This window comes from Fructobacillus cardui (assembly GCF_963580785.1).
Classification (GTDB): Bacteria; Bacillota; Bacilli; order Lactobacillales; family Lactobacillaceae; genus Fructobacillus; species Fructobacillus cardui.
Window position 1 is genome coordinate 1 of sequence record NZ_CAUZLS010000010.1, and the last position, 16,945, is coordinate 16,945.

15 protein-coding genes, 6 tRNA genes, 1 rRNA gene and 1 pseudogene are annotated in these 16,945 nt (G+C 44.6%); 18 read left to right on the forward strand and 5 right to left on the reverse strand.

The annotated features are described in order from the left end of the window. The 16 genes from rrf to AABI20_RS07420 form a co-directional block, all read left to right on the forward strand. Positions 1-102 (forward strand): 5S ribosomal RNA (rrf, locus tag AABI20_RS07345); the annotation flags it as partial. Between the two features lie 36 nt (positions 103-138). Then, positions 139-229, forward strand: a tRNA-Ser gene (locus tag AABI20_RS07350). 4 nt (positions 230-233) lie between these two features. Then, positions 234-306 (forward strand) — tRNA-Val (locus AABI20_RS07355). Positions 307-410: 104 nt separating this feature from the next. Next, a tRNA-Trp gene (locus AABI20_RS07360) sits at positions 411-484 on the forward strand. A 2-nt stretch (positions 485-486) separates the two neighbouring features. After that, positions 487-559: transfer RNA gene (locus AABI20_RS07365), tRNA-His, on the forward strand. Between the two features lie 26 nt (positions 560-585). Then, positions 586-669, forward strand: a tRNA-Leu gene (locus tag AABI20_RS07370). Between the two features lie 135 nt (positions 670-804). Then, positions 805-1,521: a 16S rRNA (guanine(527)-N(7))-methyltransferase RsmG gene (gene rsmG, locus AABI20_RS07375; protein ID WP_338347331.1), complete on the forward strand. Its 717-nt coding sequence runs from the start codon at positions 805-807 to the stop codon at positions 1,519-1,521. A gap of 19 nt (positions 1,522-1,540) precedes the next feature. Beyond that, positions 1,541-2,299, forward strand: a complete 759-nt coding sequence (locus tag AABI20_RS07380) for a ParA family protein (RefSeq protein ID WP_047975536.1) — start codon at positions 1,541-1,543, stop codon at positions 2,297-2,299. Then, positions 2,292-3,191, forward strand: coding sequence for a ParB/RepB/Spo0J family partition protein (locus tag AABI20_RS07385; RefSeq protein WP_338347332.1), 900 nt, complete (start codon positions 2,292-2,294; stop codon positions 3,189-3,191). The genes AABI20_RS07380 and AABI20_RS07385 overlap by 8 nt, the downstream gene beginning before the upstream one ends. A gap of 1 nt (position 3,192) precedes the next feature. Next, positions 3,193-3,396, forward strand: a complete 204-nt coding sequence (locus AABI20_RS07390) for a DUF951 domain-containing protein (protein ID WP_047975534.1) — start codon at positions 3,193-3,195, stop codon at positions 3,394-3,396. A 33-nt stretch (positions 3,397-3,429) separates the two neighbouring features. Continuing rightward, positions 3,430-4,530 (forward strand): redox-regulated ATPase YchF, encoded by a 1,101-nt coding sequence (ychF, locus tag AABI20_RS07395; protein ID WP_288845812.1) that lies wholly within the window; start codon positions 3,430-3,432, stop codon positions 4,528-4,530. A gap of 27 nt (positions 4,531-4,557) precedes the next feature. Next, complete coding sequence (locus AABI20_RS07400) at positions 4,558-5,265, forward strand: DUF1129 family protein (RefSeq protein ID WP_047975532.1); 708 nt, start codon at positions 4,558-4,560, stop codon at positions 5,263-5,265. Positions 5,266-5,268: 3 nt separating this feature from the next. Continuing rightward, positions 5,269-5,958, forward strand: coding sequence for a response regulator transcription factor (locus tag AABI20_RS07405; RefSeq protein WP_047975531.1), 690 nt, complete (start codon positions 5,269-5,271; stop codon positions 5,956-5,958). Positions 5,959-5,960: 2 nt separating this feature from the next. Continuing rightward, positions 5,961-7,088 carry a sensor histidine kinase gene (locus AABI20_RS07410; RefSeq protein ID WP_288845815.1) on the forward strand — a complete coding sequence of 376 codons (1,128 nt, stop codon included), beginning with the start codon at positions 5,961-5,963 and terminating at the stop codon, positions 7,086-7,088. A gap of 4 nt (positions 7,089-7,092) precedes the next feature. Continuing rightward, on the forward strand, positions 7,093-8,418 hold the full coding sequence (locus AABI20_RS07415; protein WP_248660984.1) for a D-alanyl-D-alanine carboxypeptidase family protein: 1,326 nt from the start codon (positions 7,093-7,095) through the stop codon (positions 8,416-8,418). Positions 8,419-8,528: 110 nt separating this feature from the next. Next, complete coding sequence (locus AABI20_RS07420) at positions 8,529-9,872, forward strand: glucose-6-phosphate isomerase (RefSeq protein ID WP_288845817.1); 1,344 nt, start codon at positions 8,529-8,531, stop codon at positions 9,870-9,872. A gap of 128 nt (positions 9,873-10,000) precedes the next feature. Here the strand turns inward: AABI20_RS07420 and AABI20_RS07425 are convergent, their stop codons facing one another. Beyond that, positions 10,001-10,618 (reverse strand): GntR family transcriptional regulator, encoded by a 618-nt coding sequence (locus AABI20_RS07425; RefSeq protein WP_248660982.1) that lies wholly within the window; start codon positions 10,616-10,618, stop codon positions 10,001-10,003. 169 nt (positions 10,619-10,787) lie between these two features. Between AABI20_RS07425 and AABI20_RS07430 the strand changes: the two genes are divergently transcribed. Next, positions 10,788-11,978: a quaternary amine ABC transporter ATP-binding protein gene (locus tag AABI20_RS07430; RefSeq protein ID WP_047975527.1), complete on the forward strand. Its 1,191-nt coding sequence runs from the start codon at positions 10,788-10,790 to the stop codon at positions 11,976-11,978. After that, entirely contained in the window at positions 11,971-13,686 is a 1,716-nt protein-coding gene (locus tag AABI20_RS07435) for an ABC transporter permease/substrate binding protein (protein WP_338347334.1), read from the forward strand. Before AABI20_RS07430 ends, AABI20_RS07435 begins: the two co-directional genes overlap by 8 nt. 127 nt (positions 13,687-13,813) lie before the next feature. Here AABI20_RS07435 and AABI20_RS07440 read toward each other — a convergent pair whose 3' ends face one another. The 4 genes and pseudogenes from AABI20_RS07440 to AABI20_RS07630 form a co-directional block, all read right to left on the reverse strand. After that, positions 13,814-15,037 (reverse strand): ABC transporter permease, encoded by a 1,224-nt coding sequence (locus tag AABI20_RS07440; RefSeq protein ID WP_338347335.1) that lies wholly within the window; start codon positions 15,035-15,037, stop codon positions 13,814-13,816. Next, positions 15,030-15,926, reverse strand: a complete 897-nt coding sequence (locus tag AABI20_RS07445) for an ABC transporter ATP-binding protein (protein WP_338347336.1) — start codon at positions 15,924-15,926, stop codon at positions 15,030-15,032. Before AABI20_RS07445 ends, AABI20_RS07440 begins: the two co-directional genes overlap by 8 nt. Positions 15,927-16,390: 464 nt before the next feature. Then, a tRNA-Glu gene (locus AABI20_RS07450) sits at positions 16,391-16,462 on the reverse strand. A gap of 378 nt (positions 16,463-16,840) precedes the next feature. Beyond that, positions 16,841-16,945, reverse strand: a pseudogene (locus tag AABI20_RS07630) (IS30 family transposase); the annotation flags it as partial.

A 16,945-nucleotide genomic window follows, 5' to 3' on the forward strand; every position in this document is an offset into this window, starting at 1 on the left:
ATAGAGGAACCACCTGTACCCATCTCGAACACAGAAGTTAAGCTCTATAGCGCCGAAAGTAGTTGCCGGAACGCTGGCTGCGAGGATAGGACGATGCGATGCCGTACATATTATATTGAAAACAAAAGAGAGTTTTCCGGAGAGGTGTCCGAGTCAGGCTTAAGGAGCACGGTTGGAAACCGTGTAAGCGGTGAAAGCTGCTTCGAGGGTTCGAATCCCTTTCTCTCCATTTTGGACGATTAGCTCAGCTGGGAGAGCACCTGCCTTACAAGCAGGGGGTCACAGGTTCGATCCCTGTATCGTCCATTAAGCTACGCCCTCTTTTTTGTTTTCAAACATGAGTTAGAGTAACCTTGTGGGGTGCAAGTCCTCATCATGTTATTTCGGCGATAGCTGATTGTTAATACCTTAGGGATATAGTTTAATGGTAGAATAGCGGTCTCCAAAACCGTTGATGGGGGTTCGATTCCCTCTATCCCTGCCATGGCGGTAGTGGTGAAGTGGTTAACACACTGGTTTGTGGATCCAGCATGCGAGGGTTCGATCCCCTTCTACCGCCCTAATAAAGTATTTATACTTTATATTGCCCTTGTGGCGGAATTGGCAGACGCGCTGGACTCAAAATCCAGTGGTGGCAACACCGTGTGGGTTCGACTCCCACCGAGGGCATAACGAAAAACCTGGACTTTTGTCCGGGTTTTTTCTTTGGACAAAAAGTGGGTGAAACCTTGAATTTTCCCCGTTTTTTAGGTATTCTTGTTAAGAGTAAACTAGGTGAAATAGGACCTGGTTTGGAGGATGATTTTGGACCAAGAAGCATTTTTAAAGACCCTTGAAGAAGCCGGTTTGACACTGTCAGACCAGCAAATTGAGCAGTTTGACCGTTATTTTTCCTTGTTGGTTGAGACAAATAAGGAATTTAATTTGACCGCCATTACGGACCATGATGAGGTTTATTTGAAGCATTTTTATGATTCGCTGACATTGGCAATTTACCAACCGGCTTTAAGGTTTGCCGAACCAACTTTGATTGATATTGGTTCTGGTGCTGGCTTCCCGGCAATTCCTTTAAAAATTGCTTTACCAAACTTAAAGGTAACGTTGGTTGATTCTTTGAACAAGCGAGTGAATTTTTTGAAAACGGTTGTTGCAGACCTTGGTTTAGAAAACGTGATGGTTGTGCATGGTCGTGCCGAAGATTTTGGACAAGATCAAAAAATACGTGAAAGCTTTGATTACGCGACGGCTCGAGCAGTGGCGCGAACTGCAGTTTTAGCTGAGTACACATTACCGTTTGTGAAAATCGGTGGACAACTTTTAGTGATGAAGGGTTCTGCTGGCGAAGATGAACTGAAGGCCGGAAAAAAGGCTTTACAGACACTTGGTGGCCAATTAAAGGAAAGCTTTACTTTCACTTTACCAAATCAGGATCCACGAATGATTCAGATTATCGATAAGGTACAAAAGACACCAAAGAAGTATCCAAGACAAGCGGGTACACCTAGCAAAAAGCCATTATAAAAGAAAAAGGAGCCAGCAGATGGCAAAGATTATTGCTTTAGCCAACCAAAAGGGTGGGGTTGGCAAGACAACGACAAGTATTAACCTGGGTGCTGCCTTGGCGAAGGCTGGTAAGAAGGTTTTGTTAGTAGATGCCGATCCACAGGGAAATGCAACCTCTGGTGTTGGTGTTGACAAATCAGAATTAGAAAATGATGCTTATGAAGTTTTGATTAACGGAGTTGCTGCTAACGATGCTATTGTCAAAGCGGGTACACTCGATATTTTACCAACGACCATTCAGCTGTCAGAAAGTGAAGTGCAATTAGTTGATCTTCCTCGACGGGAATTTCGTTTAAAGGATGCGCTGGCACCGCTGGCCGACCAATATGACTATATTTTGATTGATAATCCGCCTTCACTAGGGCTTTTAACAATTAATTCTTTCACGGCAGCAGATGCGGTGTTGATTCCAGTCCAAACCGAATTTTATGCCTTAGAGGGGTTGGGACAATTGCTCAATACGATTGAACTTGTCCGCCAAGGCCTGAATCCTGATTTGGAAATGGCTGGAATTTTATTGACAATGTTTGATACCCGAACTAATTTAGCAAAGCAGGTCTCTGAACAAGTACGAACATACTTTGAAGACCGGGTTTACCATACGGTCATTCCGCGGACAGTTCGGTTATCGGAAGCACCGTCATACGGCCAGGCGATTATTGATTTTGATCCAAAGTCACTTGGTGCGCGGGTGTATACCGAATTTGCGAAGGAGGTCATGGCGCAATATGGTTAATAAAAAAGGTGGCTTGGGTAAAAACATGGATTCGCTCTTTGGATCTAATGGTATTTCAAAGGAAGCTTTGGCCCATTCCAAAACAATTAGCCGCAACCCGGAGGCTGGGGAAAAAGTCATTTCGATTCCCTTAGACCAAATTGAAGCCAATCCGTTTCAACCACGGTTGCACTTTGATGAAGAATCCATCAAAGAGCTGGCTCAGTCGATTAAAGAAAATGGCTTGTTGACGCCGATTATTGTCCGTCAAAGCGGTGCTAAGTATCAAATTATTGCTGGTGAACGTCGTTTCCGCGCAACGAAGACGTTGCCGGTGAAGGAAATTACTGCGATTGTTCGGGCAACCAATGATGACACGATGGCAACGTTGGCGTTGATTGAAAACTTGCAACGCGATAACTTGGACCCGATTGAAGAATCACGTGCTTATGCAAACTTGATGGCCCAGCTGGATTTAAACCAAACTCAACTGGCCGAAAAATTAGGTAAAGAACGGACCACGATTGCCAACGCTTTGCGGTTGTTAAAGTTACCAAATCAGGTCCAAGACCTGGTTCAAGCTGGTGAGCTTTCAATGGGGCAAGCCCGTGCCTTACTTGGCTTGGAAAAAGAAGGCCAGATGAATACGGTTGTTCAAACAATTTTGAAAGAACAGTTGAATGTTCGTCAGGTCGAAGCACTGGTCAAGAAGGTCAACGCTGGTGACCAAAAGCCTGCTAAAAAGGCTGAATCACCGTTTGCTAAGGATTTAGCAAATCGATTAGAAGACAAATTTGGAACGAAGGTCAAGGTCAACACCGGTTCAAAGGGTGCTGGAAAGATTGAAATTGCCTATCTTTCAGAACAAGATCTGGCCCGAATCTTAAGTATTTTGTCAATTGAGGTAGATTAAGATGGCGCAATCAATTGAATACGGTCTGGGCGACCTAGTTGAAATGAAGAAGCCCCATGCTTGCGGAACTAACGCTTGGGTGGTGAACCGCCTTGGGGCCGATATTAAAATTACCTGTTCGAACTGTAACCGGACAATTATGTTGACCCGGTTTAACTTTGAAAAACGCTTGAAAAAAGTCTTAAAAAAGGCCGAAGAAGATTAATTTTCGCGGTTCAAGACGAAAGGATAAACAGACATGGCTTTAACAGCTGGAATCGTTGGACTACCTAACGTTGGTAAGTCAACACTTTTTAATGCAATCACAAAGGCTGGTGCGGAAATGGCAAACTACCCATTTGCCACCATCGAACCAAATGTTGGGATTGTTGAAGTACCAGATGATCGCTTAGCTCGGATTCAAGAAATTGAACCAGCAGATAAGATTATTCCAACAACATTTGAATTTACCGACATCGCCGGTATCGTGAAGGGCGCATCTAAGGGTGAAGGACTTGGAAACAAGTTCTTGGAAAACATCCGCCAAGTGAACGCCATCGTTCACGTTGTTCGTGCCTTTGATGACGATGAAATCATCCACGTTAACGGCAAAGTTGATCCACTTGATGATATCGATACTATTAATACCGAATTGGTCTTAGCTGATTTGGAAGCGGTCGATAAGCGCTATGCTAAGGTTGCTCGTGCTGCCAAGGGATCTGACAAGGCTGCCAAGGCCGAAGCTGCTGTATTGGAAAAGATTAAGCCGGTCTTGGAAGCTGGTAAGGCTGTCCGGACAATTGACTTCTCAGAAGAAGAAGAAAAGGTCGTGAAGAGCTTGTTCTTGTTGACGTCAAAGCCAACGCTTTATGTTGCCAATATCGCAGAAGACGACATGGCTAATCCAACGAACTCACCGTACTATCAAAAAATTAAGGATTTCGCTGATTCTGAAAAAGCAGAAGTGATTGCTTTGTCAGCAAATGCAGAAGAAGAAATTGCACAACTAGACGATGATGAAAAGGCCGATTATTTGGAATTGGCTGGTGTCAAGGAACCTGGTTTGAACAAGTTGATTCGCTCTGCTTACCACTTATTAGACTTGCGAACATTCTTTACCGCTGGTGGTAAAGAAACGCGTGCATGGACCTTTAAGGCTGGCTACAAGGCACCTCAGGCTGCCGGTGTTATCCATTCTGACTTTGAGCGTGGGTTCATCCGAGCAGAAACGATTGCCTTTGCTGATTTGGACGAGTACGGCTCTGTTAAAGCGGTTAAAGAAGCCGGTAAGTTGCGATCAGAAGGAAAAGATTACGACGTTCAGGACGGCGATATTATCGAATTCCGTTTCAACGTATAATAAATTTAAAGGACGAAAGACAGTAAGATGACTCAAGTAGATTCCCAATTAAGCAAGAAGAACCAAGACTTTATTTTTCGATTTAAGAAGGGCTTGGCGGAAACTGACAAGTTAAGTGACGAACGCAAGGAAGAAATCGTGCAAACAGTTTCTGACAAGCTTTACGTCGGCCAAAAGGCAGGGAAAACAGCTGCACAAATGTATGGGTCACCGGCTCAACTTTTGCAGCAGTACTTGAATCCTCGTCGTTTAGCTAAGAAGTTCCACGATTATTCCTTTACATTCTTGGCCACTGACACGGCTTTGGTCTTGGTCATGTTCTTGTCTGGTTTTTTCGCTGTTACGATGAGTTTTGGCAAGAGTTCAAGCGAAAGCCAGGGAATCGGCGTTGTGTCAATGCTCTTGCTGTCATTCTGGGGTGGTGCTATTTATACCCTGGCAATGCAACGTTTGGTACCTAATCCAAAGGACAAGAACCCTAAGAAGAAAATGCCAACTTGGTTGTTGCTGATTGTTGTTGCCATCCTTTGGGTTGCCGGCTTTACGGCCTTCATGTTTGTTCCTTCAGTAATTAACCCAAGTTTGCCACTTTTTGGGAATGTGTTGGTCTTGGCTTTGGCTTGGTTGGCATATCTGTTGAACCGAAAGCATGCTGGATTGGAACATGGTGGTATTTTGGCCATTTCAAAGTTGTCTCAGCAAGCACGGGTAGATGAGGCAAATCAAAAGGAGTAAGGGATGAAAATCTTAGTTGTCGACGACGATCAAGAAATCGCTGAATTATTAGAAATTTACTTGAAAAACGAAGGCTACGAACCCGTGATTGCACAAGATGGGAAAGAAGCCCTCTCAAAGTTAAATACTAACCCGGATGTTGCTTTAATGGTATTGGACATTATGATGCCCAATATGTCTGGTTTAGAGGTGTTAAAGGCTGTTCGCAAGGATACGCACATTCCAATTTTGATGCTCTCGGCTAAGTCTTCTGATATGGACAAGATTCAGGGACTGATTTCCGGCGCCGACGACTACGTCACAAAACCCTTTAATCCTTTGGAAGTGATGGCCCGAATTCGTTCGCTTTTGCGGCGATCCCAAAACATGGTCCAGGAGCAAAAGCCGGATGTGTTATCGGTAGCCTCTTTAGTGATCAACAAGGATTCCCACGAGGTGAAGACAACCAGTGGTGATTTGGTTAATTTGACGGCCTTAGAATTTGGAATTTTATACCTGTTGGCCTCTCATCCAAACCGCGTTTTCTCTGCTGATGACATTTTTGAGCGCGTCTGGCAACAGGAATCTGTTGTTTCTGCTAAGACGGTCATGGTGCACGTTTCCCACTTGCGCGATAAATTAGAAGAAGCAACACATGGTGACCAGGTTATCCAGACTGTCTGGGGTGTTGGTTACAAGATTGAAGTGAGCTAATTATGGTCAAAAAAAGTACAATTTTGGCGCAAACCGTTTTGTCTTTACTTTTGGCCACCTTGACCTCGTTTGGCCTTGCCTGGGCGTTGGTCTTTGACCTCTTAAAAGACAAAATGAATTGGTCAGCTCGGGAAAGCTGGCCTTTTTTTTACATTGTTTGGCTACTGTTATTAATTATTTGGTTGATTCATCTGTGGCGGCGTAGTCGAGAACGGTTGTTATTGCTAAACCTGATGAAACGACTCTACACCCTTGCCAACCATCCTGACCTTGATCACAAATCGGATGGCAATGATGAGTCGGATTTACCTGAAAACCAGGAAAAGCGGCAGTTACCGACTTATAGCAATCAAGCACGGCAGTTAACGGCCTTAGTTGACCGTGTGGTCGCCGAGTTCAATTTGACTCATGAAGAGCAGTTAGCCGTTGAAAAGTCGAAGGATGAGATGATGACCAACATCTCTCATGACTTACGGACGCCGCTAACGGCCATTATTGGTTACCTGGGCTTAGTGGTCACGCCCAATTCGCCCTTATCAGAAGAAGACCAGGCTAAATATTTAAAGACGGCCTATCATAAGTCCAACCAGATGAAGACACTGGTTGAAGACCTCTTTGAGTTTGCCAAGTTACAAACAACACAGGTGAGCTTGAATATTACTGATTTTTCGCTGGGCGACCTTTTTGATCAAGTCCTAGCGAACTATGCCATGGAGGCGGAAAATCGCCATCTGCGCTTTGCTACTAATTTAGACCCACGTGTGATTGTGATGGCAGGTGACTCGGACAAATTAGCTCGGGTTTTGATCAACTTGGTTGAAAACGCACTGAAATATGGTCAAGGTGCTAGCTTTATCAAATTAACTGGCCAGGTCAAGGAGAATGGATTGGTAGAAATCAGGGTGATTAATGATGGTCCTGCTATACCTGCTAGTTCGGCTAATCATATTTTTCAACGTTTTTACCGAGTGGAAGAATCGCGTAACAACAAGACTGGTGGTACGGGCTTAGGCCTTGCCATCGTGAAGGGCATTATTGACCAGCATAACGGTCACGTAAAAGTCGAATCAGATGAGACGGCCACGGCATTCGTCATGACCCTCCCGCTGAAACAAGTGAAAGAAGAATAGAGTTATGAGTGAAAAGCCAATGTATCGGTTACAGGCCGCCAATCGAAAGAAAAAACGGGGGCGGTTTTGGGCCATCCTAATTGCCATCCTTGTGTTGGTGCTGGCCTTGCTGGGTGCTGGTCTATATTTTTTGACACCAGATGATGTTAAATCATCGATCCAGGCAACTAAGGACCAACCGGTAAGCTTAAATGTTGATGCCACTTCGGCCGTGGTGATTGATTTAACATCCGGCCAAGTTTTGGGGGAAAAGGATGCTAATAAGCAAGCACCAATCGCCTCTGAAAGTAAAATGTTGGTGGCTTACGGTGTTTTGAAGGCCATCGAAAGCAATCAATTGAAGTGGACTGACTTGGTGACTGTGCCAGCTAATGCCGATCTTTCGGCACAAAATGCGGATGCCATTTCGCATTTGAATATGAAGACGGGCGATAAGCTTTCGGTGCGCGACCTGTACTGGGCAATGTTTACTAATTCCGCCAATGATGCTGCGCTGACTTTAACGGCAGCCTTAACCAAGCCCGGACAAACAGCCCAACAAACCCTCGAGTCTTTGGCCAGTGACCTGAACTTAAAGGGAACCGCCTGGTATAATGGGGCCGGTTTGACAAACGGTGACTCTTATAACAACAACGAAGTTACCTCCGCATCTGATTCGGCTGCAAACCATGCATCAGCGATGCAGGTGGCAGAAATTGCCAAAAAAATCATGACAATGGATCCAACCTTGAAGACGGTGACGGCTAGTCCAACGATTACCTATACAAAAAACAAGACCGTCAAGGTAACGGAAACTTCTGATTTTGGTCAGGGATTTGCCAACATTGTCAAAGGCTTGGATAATGAAAACGGGTTGAAAATCCTTGGTTTGAAGACGGGTTCAACGCCAGAAGCCGGGGCTTGTTTCACTGGTTACGTCGTTGACCAACAGGGACATGAATTCTTGACGGTTGTCAACAATGCCGCCGATTACACGGATACAAAGCAACGGTTCCAAACCACAATTGATATGGTTAACCAGGTTTTGGCCAAAAAGAAAGCGTATACCTATACGGTGGGTAAGCAACTGACAAACCACAAGACTGTTGGTGTCGATGGGGAAAGTAAATCAGTTGACGTGCAGGTGGCAGCAAGCAAGACTTATTGGACTAGTCCGAAAAAGTCATTGAAGATTCAATCGTTGAAGGACTTAAAATCTCGTCCCGATGACAAGAGTACCGACGTGGTCACCTATGCGAAGCCGGAGTTGAAGGCGACCTTCCTGCCTGGCCTTTCTGACACGGATAAGGAAATTCCTTTACAAGTTTTAACGGCGACAGCTAAGAAATAGTTTAAAAAAAGTTTGCCTAATTTTTAGTCACAGCGTTAACATTACCGTAAAGAGTGCTATAATAAAAACAGTGAAAGCGTTTACTTTCCGGACAGAAAGGGGTATTCTTCATGGCAGCAATCCATTTTGATTCGAATGGTTTACAGAACTTTGTTGCAGACAACGAATTAGATGAAATTAAGGATCAGGTTCGTTTTGCGCATCAGACGTTGGTAAATAAGACCGGTGCGGGGGCTGATTTTACCGATTGGTTCCACTGGGCATCGAGCCAAGACCAAGCTAGCTTAGCACCAATTCATCAGGCGGCGGATGCGATTAGAAAGAATTCTAAGGTTTTGGTGGTCATTGGAATTGGTGGTTCTTACTTGGGATCGCGAATGGCCATCGACTTTTTGAAGTCACCTTGGCATAACGAATTAGTCCAGGGCGATGAAGTCAAGGTATACTTTGCAGGTAATGCCATGTCACCAATGGCCTTAGATGAATTGGACCGAGTAATCGGTGACCAAGATTTCTCTGTGAACGTGATTTCAAAATCAGGAACCACGACGGAGCCAGCCGTTGCCTTTCGTTTCTTTAAGCAACGTTTGGTAGCCAAGTATGGTGAAGAAGGTGCCAAAGAACGTATCGTGGCCACGACGGATGCCAAGAAGGGTGCCTTGAAGAATGAGGCAACCGCCGAAGGGTACCAAACGTTGGTTATCCCTGATGGTATTGGTGGTCGATTCTCTGTTTTATCAGCGGTTGGTTTGTTGCCAATGGCCGTTGCCGGCATCAATATTGAAAATGTTTTGGCTGGTGCAGCGGAAGCTGAAAAGACTTATAGCAGTGACAATGTCCATGAAAACCCAGTCTTAGCCTATGCGGCTTACCGCCGGATTCTCTACGATAAGGGCTATACAACTGAAATCTTGGCTAACTGGGAACCATCTTTGCAGTATTTGTCAGAGTGGTGGAAGCAGTTGATGGGTGAATCAGAAGGAAAGAACCAAAAGGGCATTTATCCTTCATCTGCAAACTACTCAACTGATTTGCATTCCCTTGGTCAATATATCCAAGAAGGCCGTCGTGACCTCTTTGAGACGGTTGTTCGTATTGATCATTCAAAGCATGATTTGCCAATCCCAAAGACTGGTGATAACGAAGATGGCTTGCTTTATTTGGAAGGAAAGTCATTGGAAGAAGTTAATAAGACTGCCGCAACTGGCGTTGTCTTGGCTCACGTCGATGGCGGTGTGCCAAACTTGGCCGTCCACTTGGACCGTCAAGATGAAGCCGGTTTGGGTGAATTGATTTACTTCTTTGAATTGGCTGTGGGTGTTTCAGGTTATCTCTTTAACATCAACCCATTCAACCAACCTGGTGTTGAGGCCTATAAGACGGCCATGTTTGCCCTCTTGGATAAGCCAGGCTATGAAGAACAAAGCAAGGTCTACCACGACCGTTTAAAGTAAGACAAAATAAAAACTAGAAACCAAATTCGCGCATGCAGGCGAATGGTTTTCTAGTTTTTTTGTTTAATTGATTAATTGGTGCGGTGCTATTCAAGCGCTAATAGCTGATTTTTACAAAGAATGCGCTGTTAAACAGCAAAGAATTGATGGATAGCTTCAACCGTTTTATCGGAGCCAACGAAATAAATCGTATCACCAGGCATGATATTGGCATAGGGGCCGGGTGATAAGATAATTTCGTCTTCGTGGAGAATGGCGATAATCGTTGCTCCGGTATTTTGCCAAATGTTCAAAGAACCGATTGATTGGTTAAGCATCGGTGAGTCGGCTTCGGGGATAAATTCGTAAGGTGACATGGGATTATTTTTGCGCACTCGTTGGGTTTGATCCAATATGAGTGAAAAAGCCTCATCTAAATTAGCTAAGTCCTCTTTTTGCTTAGCGATTAAGCCTTTAATTTCGCTGTGAGTGGTTTGCAGGTCGCGACTTTCTTTTGCTTGATCGAGAAATTCACGGGCCTTTTCCCTTGAAAGAACTTCGACGCCAGAGCCGTGAACGGGCTTGACGATATCGAGATCGGCTAGCACTGAAATCGCCTTGCGGGCGGTTTCAGCGGAAACGCCAAAGGTTGCGGCTAAGGTTGACCGAGCATGCAGCTTTTCGCCAACGAGAAATTGTTTATTAACGATGTGCTCAGCGATTTCCTGAGCGATTTGGTGATAACGAGGTTCTTTAACTTTCGGCATAACCGGCGTCCTTTAAAAGAATTAGTGAATAAATATTCTAATTTGACAAAAGTGACCACTAGTGTATGATAATAGAGTGGTCACTATTGACCACCGCTAAAATCCACGACGGTGGTCACTTATTTAGTTTATTTTAAATGAGCAGGATAGTCAACTCATAGGAGGGTTTATGCCAAAAGTTCAGATTAAGCATTTAACCAAAATTTTTGGAAAGCGCCAGAAGGCCGCTTTGAAGATGGTTGAAGAAAATAAATCTAAGAACGAAATCTTTGAAAAGACTGGTTCAACGGTTGGTGTTTACGACATTAACCTTGATGTAAATGAGGGCGAAATCTTCGTCATCATGGGGTTGTCAGGTTCTGGGAAGTCAACGTTAATTCGTTTGCTCAACCGCCTGATCGAACCAACCAGTGGGGAAATCTTTTTGGATGGGAAAAATATTACCCATTACAATAAGAAGGAAATGCTTGATATTCGTCGGAAGAAAATGTCGATGGTCTTCCAGAATTTCGCCTTATTCCCACACCGGACCATTCTGGAAAACACAGAATTTGGTTTGGAAATCCAAGGTGTGCCAGCAGCAGAACGGCGCGAACGTGCCGAAAAAGCCTTGGAAAATTCGAAACTTTTGTCCTTTAAGGACCAGTATCCTTCACAGCTTTCAGGGGGGATGCAACAGCGAGTTGGTTTGTCACGGGCATTAACGAATGATCCTGACATTCTCTTAATGGATGAAGCCTTTTCGGCCTTGGATCCATTGGTTCGTCACGAAATGCAAGATGAACTCTTGGATTTGCAGGCTAATGTGAAGAAAACCATTATCTTCATCACCCACGACCTGAACGAAGCTTTGCGTTTGGGTGACCGGATTGCCATCATGAAGGATGGTCAGTTACAACAAATTGGTACTGGAGAAGAAATTTTGACTAACCCAGCCAACGATTATGTTGAAAACTTTGTGGAAGATGTTGATCGTTCAAAGGTTTTGAATGCGGAATCCATCATGATTCCTGGTTTGACGGTTAACGCTGATACTGATGGGCCAAACGTTGCCTTACACCGGATGTCAGAAGAAGAGGTTTCTGGTTTGGTTGCCGTAGATGGTAACCGGAAATTTGTCGGGTACGTGACATCTGATGCGGCTGTGAATGCTCGTCGTGAAAAGTTGACTTTGCGTGACGTGATCACAGCGATGCCAACCGTAACGCCTGATATGATTGTTTCAGACATTATGCCAATCATTTATGACGCGCACACGCCCGTGGCCGTTGTCGATGAAAATCAGAAGCTCCACGGCATTATCATTCGTGGTGCCGTGATTGAAGCTTTAGCCCAAACGGAAGGAGACAATAATGATTAATTTATTATCAGTTGCCAAACTCCCAATCGACTCCTGGGTAACCGATGGGGTTAACTGGTTAACAAAGAATCTTTCTGGATTCTTTACGGCCATTCAAAATAGTGGTTCCTCTACGATGGATGGCATTACGAACTTCTTAACAGCGATTCCAATGCCAATTTTCATCATCGCCTTGGCATTGATTTCATGGTTGTTGACGCCTAAGAAATATGGTCAACCATTCTTTATCTTGATTGGTTTGGCTTTGGTTGCCAACCAAGGATTGTGGTCTGATTTGATGCAGACGCTGACATTGGTCTTGATGGCCTCGGCTGTCTCTTTGGTCATTGGAATTCCATTGGGGATTTGGACAGCTAAGTCGCCGAAGGCCTACATGGTCATAAAGCCCATCTTGGACTTTATGCAGACCATGCCCGCCTTTGTTTATTTGATTCCGGCCGTTGCTTTCTTTGGTATCGGTGTCGTGCCTGGGGCCTTTGCCTCCGTTATCTTTGCCTTGCCACCAGTTGTTAACTTTACTTACCTTGGGTTGCAACAGGTGCCAACTGATTTGGTCGAAGCCGCTGACTCATTCGGGGCAACGACTTGGCAAAAGTTGTTCAAGTTGGAATTGCCAAATGCAAAGAACACCATTATCGCCGGTGCTAAGCAAACTATTATGTTGGCCTTGTCAATGGTTGTGACGGCTTCGATGATTGGTGCACCAGGACTTGGTCGTGGTGTCTTGTCAGCCGTTCAACACGCCGACGTTGGTTCAGGATTCGTTAATGGAATCGCTTTGGTTATCTTGGCCATTATCATTGACCGCTTTGTTCAACGAATGAACACGGAACCTGTTTCTGCACCAAAGTTGCCAAAGTGGCGTAAGTTGGCTACTTGGGCAATGTTGGCTGTGATTGCTATCTCCGGTATTGCCGGCAGCATCACTGCTCATCAAGCTTCAGGAAAGAAAGTCAACATTGGCTATGTTGAATGGGATTCTGAAGTTGCCTCAACGAACGTCTTGGCTGAAGCAATGCGTCAGCACGGCTATGATGTGACAATTACGCCACTTGATAACGCCGTGAACTGGCAATCAGTTGCTAACAAGCAAACTGATGCAACTGTTTCGGCTTGGTTACCAAATACTCACAAGGCCTTGTACGCTAAGTATAAGAACGATGTTGATTTGCTTGGTCCTAATTTGACTGGTGTGAAGTTAGGTTTGGTTGTTCCAGATTATATGAATGTCAACTCAATTGCTGATTTGACAAATCAGGCAAACAAGACCATTACGGGTATTGAGCCTGGTGCCGGTGTTATGGCTGCTGCACAAAAGACAATTGATTCTTACGGTAACCTTTCTGGTTGGAATTTGCAGGCATCATCATCTGGTGCAATGGTTTCAGCATTGGATAAGGCTTACAAGGATAAGCAACCAATTATCTTGACTGGTTGGTCACCACACTGGATGTTCAACAAGTATAAGTTGAAGTACTTGGCTGATCCAAAGGGAACGATGGGATCACAAGAAACAATTAATACGGTTGTTCGTAAGAACTTGAAGCAGACGAACCCTGATGTCTACAAGGTGATGAAGAAGTTCCATTGGACACAGGACGACATGCAGACGGTGATGCTTGATATTCAAAACGGTAAGACACCTACAAAGGCCGCCGATGACTGGATTAGTAAGCACAAGTCTCAAGTCAACGCTTGGTTTAAGTAACATTACTAATATCGTTTGACGTCAGTTTGACGGCAAATTAAAAGCGACTCGAAGTAATCAATTTGATTACTTGGGTCGCTTTTTTGTGCGCTGTTAGCTAGTCGATTGCAACGCTGATTTTAACCGCTTAAGAGCGCTTGAAAGAGGCTAAGAGTTGCTTTAAGATATTTTCGTCTGAGTAGGACAAAACGTTCTTAGCGTAGAGCTTTTGACCGTATTGAGCAAGTGCCACGAGGGCAATCAGCGAAATGGTCAGTGACAGAAGTGCCTGCCACCAGTTAACATATTGGTTGGCGAGGAGGCTTGGCATCGTTGATTGCGACATGAAGGGGATGTAAGCAAAAATTCGAACGACGACGTTATTGCCACCGTTTGAAGCGGATGCCAGTCCAACAACATAGGGAATCATGGCCAGGGTGGTCACAGGGACCATTGCTTGGGAAACCTGTGAAGTATCGTTCACTAATGAAGCCGCAATCGCTGCCAAAATCAGGTAAAGGCCAGTGGCTACGATGATGAAGACAAACGTATAAGTCAAAAAGGCTGGGGTCAAGGCGGTTAGGTAGGAAAGCGCCTGCTTAACCATCGTAATTTGTTGACCGAAGAGGTTGGCTCCTACCCCTAGGACGACATAGGAAAGGAGCTGGGTGACCAAGAGGCCGGTAATACCAAGGAGCTTGCCAAAGTATTGCGCCTGGGCTGATGAAGCCGCTAACAGGGTTTCCATAATTCGTGATGATTTCTCATTGGCAATTTCATTACCGATTAGGGAAGCATAGGTGGAAACAATTAGTAAGACGATAATGGTGACAGCAACTGAAATGACCGCCTTTGCAGCTTGGTTATTATCGGCATCCTGTTGGCTTGATTGGTTTTGGACCGTTGTCTTGAGGCTAAAGGGCGTCATCAGTGCTGCGGTTTGTCTTGCAGTTAGCCCGTAATTCCCAGCCTGAGTGGTCAAGAAAAGTTTACTGAGGACCGCTTGTAATTGATTCTTATCAATTTTTGGTGCTTTTTGCTGGGTGACTAATGTGCCTTGACCATCGTTGAGAGTCAGGATGCCGTCAATTGACTGCTTTTTCAAGGCCGATTGTGCTGACTGTTCGTCGGTAATTGATGAGACCTTGATGTTCATCTTGCTGGCCGATTGGCTAATGGCTTCACGACTGGTACTGGGACCAATAACGGCTACTTTTGCCGGCTGGTCATTTGAGAAATAACTAATACCATAGCCAAGGAGACCGGCTGCGGCAATTAAAAGAATCGGTGAAATGATTAACCACCAGAAGGACTTTTTCTTCAGGCGGGTAAGGTAGGTATGCTTGGCAACTAGGAGTGTTGGATTAGTCATTGGTGCTGACCTCCGTTTTAAAGATTTCGGCCAGGGTTGGTGGCTGTTGTGAGAAGGCGGGGATGTAGCCGTTGCGAGTTACCGCCTCAAAAATTTGTCGTCCGGCTGCTTCATAGGCAAGTGTTAGCATATAGCCACTGTCCTTTGGTTCAGCGTGAATGACCCCGGCCATCGCCAGGTAGTCCGATTTCGTCAAATGGGGGGCCTCAACATAGAGGCGGGTCCGACCAAAAGACTCACGAATGGACTGAACGGGACCCTGAAGGACGGTGCGACCTTTTTTGAGCATCAGTAATTGATCTGAAATTTGGCTAACGTTGTCCATATTGTGCGATGAAAAAATAATCATGGCACCACGGGATTTGAGACGCTTAATTTCGTCCATAAAAATGGCGGCATTGACGGGATCTAAGCCTGAGAAGGGTTCATCGAGGATGATAAATTCAGGCTCGAAAATCAGCGCCATAATCATTTGAATTTTTTGGGCATTCCCTTTTGACAGGGACTGAACCAAGTCACCGGGCTCGCCAACGACTTGTAAGCGATCCATCCAGTCTTTGAGGGCAGTCTTAGCGGTCTTTTTCTCCATGCCGTGAAGTTGGGCCAGGTAGACGACCTGTTCTTCAACCGTTTGCTTTTGATAGAGACCGCGTTCTTCGGGTAAGAAGCCGATTTTCCGACGCAAATGATCGTCGATTGGGTGGTTATCCCAGGAAATGGTGCCGTCGTCTGCCTGGATAAAGTCTAAAATCATCCGAAAAGTCGTGGTTTTACCGGCACCGTTTTGGCCAATTAAGCCGAGAACTTCACCCGGTTGGAGGGTAAAGGACAGGTCAGAAACGGCTTGATGGCTGCCGAATGCTTTTGATAGGTGGGAAAGGGTAATCATGATAAAGCTCCTAACGTACATGAGCAAAATGGATGAGGAAGGTTTAATTGTTTGCGTTAGCTAAGAGTGCTCGGCCGTTGCTTCGGTTGGGGGCAGACGTTTATTAGTTAGTGCAAAAAATCAGAACTCAGCATTTGCTCGAATATCCTCATTATCTCACAGTTTGCCTCGGGGTTCGAACCTGATGAAGGCGAGTGTTGAAGGTGGTTAGAATGGGTGTTGGGTGCGGGTGTGGTGGTGCGGTTTTTGGGTTGATTGCTGGTATTTTTGTGGTCTGAATTTGGGGATGTGTGCGAGTGGAATACTGCATACAGATAAGTAGGAAATGCATTCTCTAATACATGCTCCAAAATTGAGACAGAGTTCTGAGTTTTTTACTATATTTTATATACTTTGGCGACCTTGATATAAAGCTACTTACAAAAAAAGCTATACAGTGCAAATTTGCACTGTATAGCTTGCTATAGCCCCAGAGGGAGTCGAACCCTCGATTCCGCGCTGAGAACGCGACGTCTTAACCACTTGACCATGGGGCCATGGTCAACAATACTTAAATAGTTTACTAGATTATTGACCACTAGTCAATTAGTTTTTTTGTTCTTTCTAGTTAAGTTCACTATTAATAAATAAAATGATGAAACAATTAATAAGTGAAGCTGAATAAAATCTTTAAATTTGGTTTTTATCATAGATAGGAATCTTTCTCAGCAATTTATAAGTTAGAAATCTAACTTTTATGTTTAATCTGCCTCAGAAGTCATAGCCACTATTGAATCCTTGACCTTCAATTTTCTTTTTTAAGACAGAAAACATTATTTTATCTACGGAATCCTTCCACTGGTAGTATGAATTTTTAGTAAATGAACTATAAGACTCTTGGTTAAAATTATGAATTTTTTTTAAATCTGGGCAGATTACAAGTTTAATTCGAACGCATCCGTAAAAACTTCCAATGGTGTTTGATAATGATGTAATTTCATGGGCCGCTTGTTAATGAGTTCAACCGCCTCATATAATCG

Coding starts and splice junctions, on each gene's coding strand:
- AABI20_RS07380 (WP_047975536.1), top strand. CDS start 1,541: ATGGCAAAGATTATTGCTTTAGCCAACCAAAAGGGTGGGGTTGGCAAG.
- AABI20_RS07385 (WP_338347332.1), top strand. CDS start 2,292: ATGGTTAATAAAAAAGGTGGCTTGGGTAAAAACATGGATTCGCTCTTT.
- AABI20_RS07390 (WP_047975534.1), top strand. CDS start 3,193: ATGGCGCAATCAATTGAATACGGTCTGGGCGACCTAGTTGAAATGAAG.
- ychF (WP_288845812.1), top strand. CDS start 3,430: ATGGCTTTAACAGCTGGAATCGTTGGACTACCTAACGTTGGTAAGTCA.
- AABI20_RS07400 (WP_047975532.1), top strand. CDS start 4,558: ATGACTCAAGTAGATTCCCAATTAAGCAAGAAGAACCAAGACTTTATT.
- AABI20_RS07405 (WP_047975531.1), top strand. CDS start 5,269: ATGAAAATCTTAGTTGTCGACGACGATCAAGAAATCGCTGAATTATTA.
- AABI20_RS07410 (WP_288845815.1), top strand. CDS start 5,961: ATGGTCAAAAAAAGTACAATTTTGGCGCAAACCGTTTTGTCTTTACTT.
- AABI20_RS07415 (WP_248660984.1), top strand. CDS start 7,093: ATGAGTGAAAAGCCAATGTATCGGTTACAGGCCGCCAATCGAAAGAAA.
- AABI20_RS07420 (WP_288845817.1), top strand. CDS start 8,529: ATGGCAGCAATCCATTTTGATTCGAATGGTTTACAGAACTTTGTTGCA.
- AABI20_RS07425 (WP_248660982.1), bottom strand. CDS start 10,618: ATGCCGAAAGTTAAAGAACCTCGTTATCACCAAATCGCTCAGGAAATC.
- AABI20_RS07430 (WP_047975527.1), top strand. CDS start 10,788: ATGCCAAAAGTTCAGATTAAGCATTTAACCAAAATTTTTGGAAAGCGC.
- AABI20_RS07435 (WP_338347334.1), top strand. CDS start 11,971: ATGATTAATTTATTATCAGTTGCCAAACTCCCAATCGACTCCTGGGTA.
- AABI20_RS07440 (WP_338347335.1), bottom strand. CDS start 15,037: ATGACTAATCCAACACTCCTAGTTGCCAAGCATACCTACCTTACCCGC.
- AABI20_RS07445 (WP_338347336.1), bottom strand. CDS start 15,926: ATGATTACCCTTTCCCACCTATCAAAAGCATTCGGCAGCCATCAAGCC.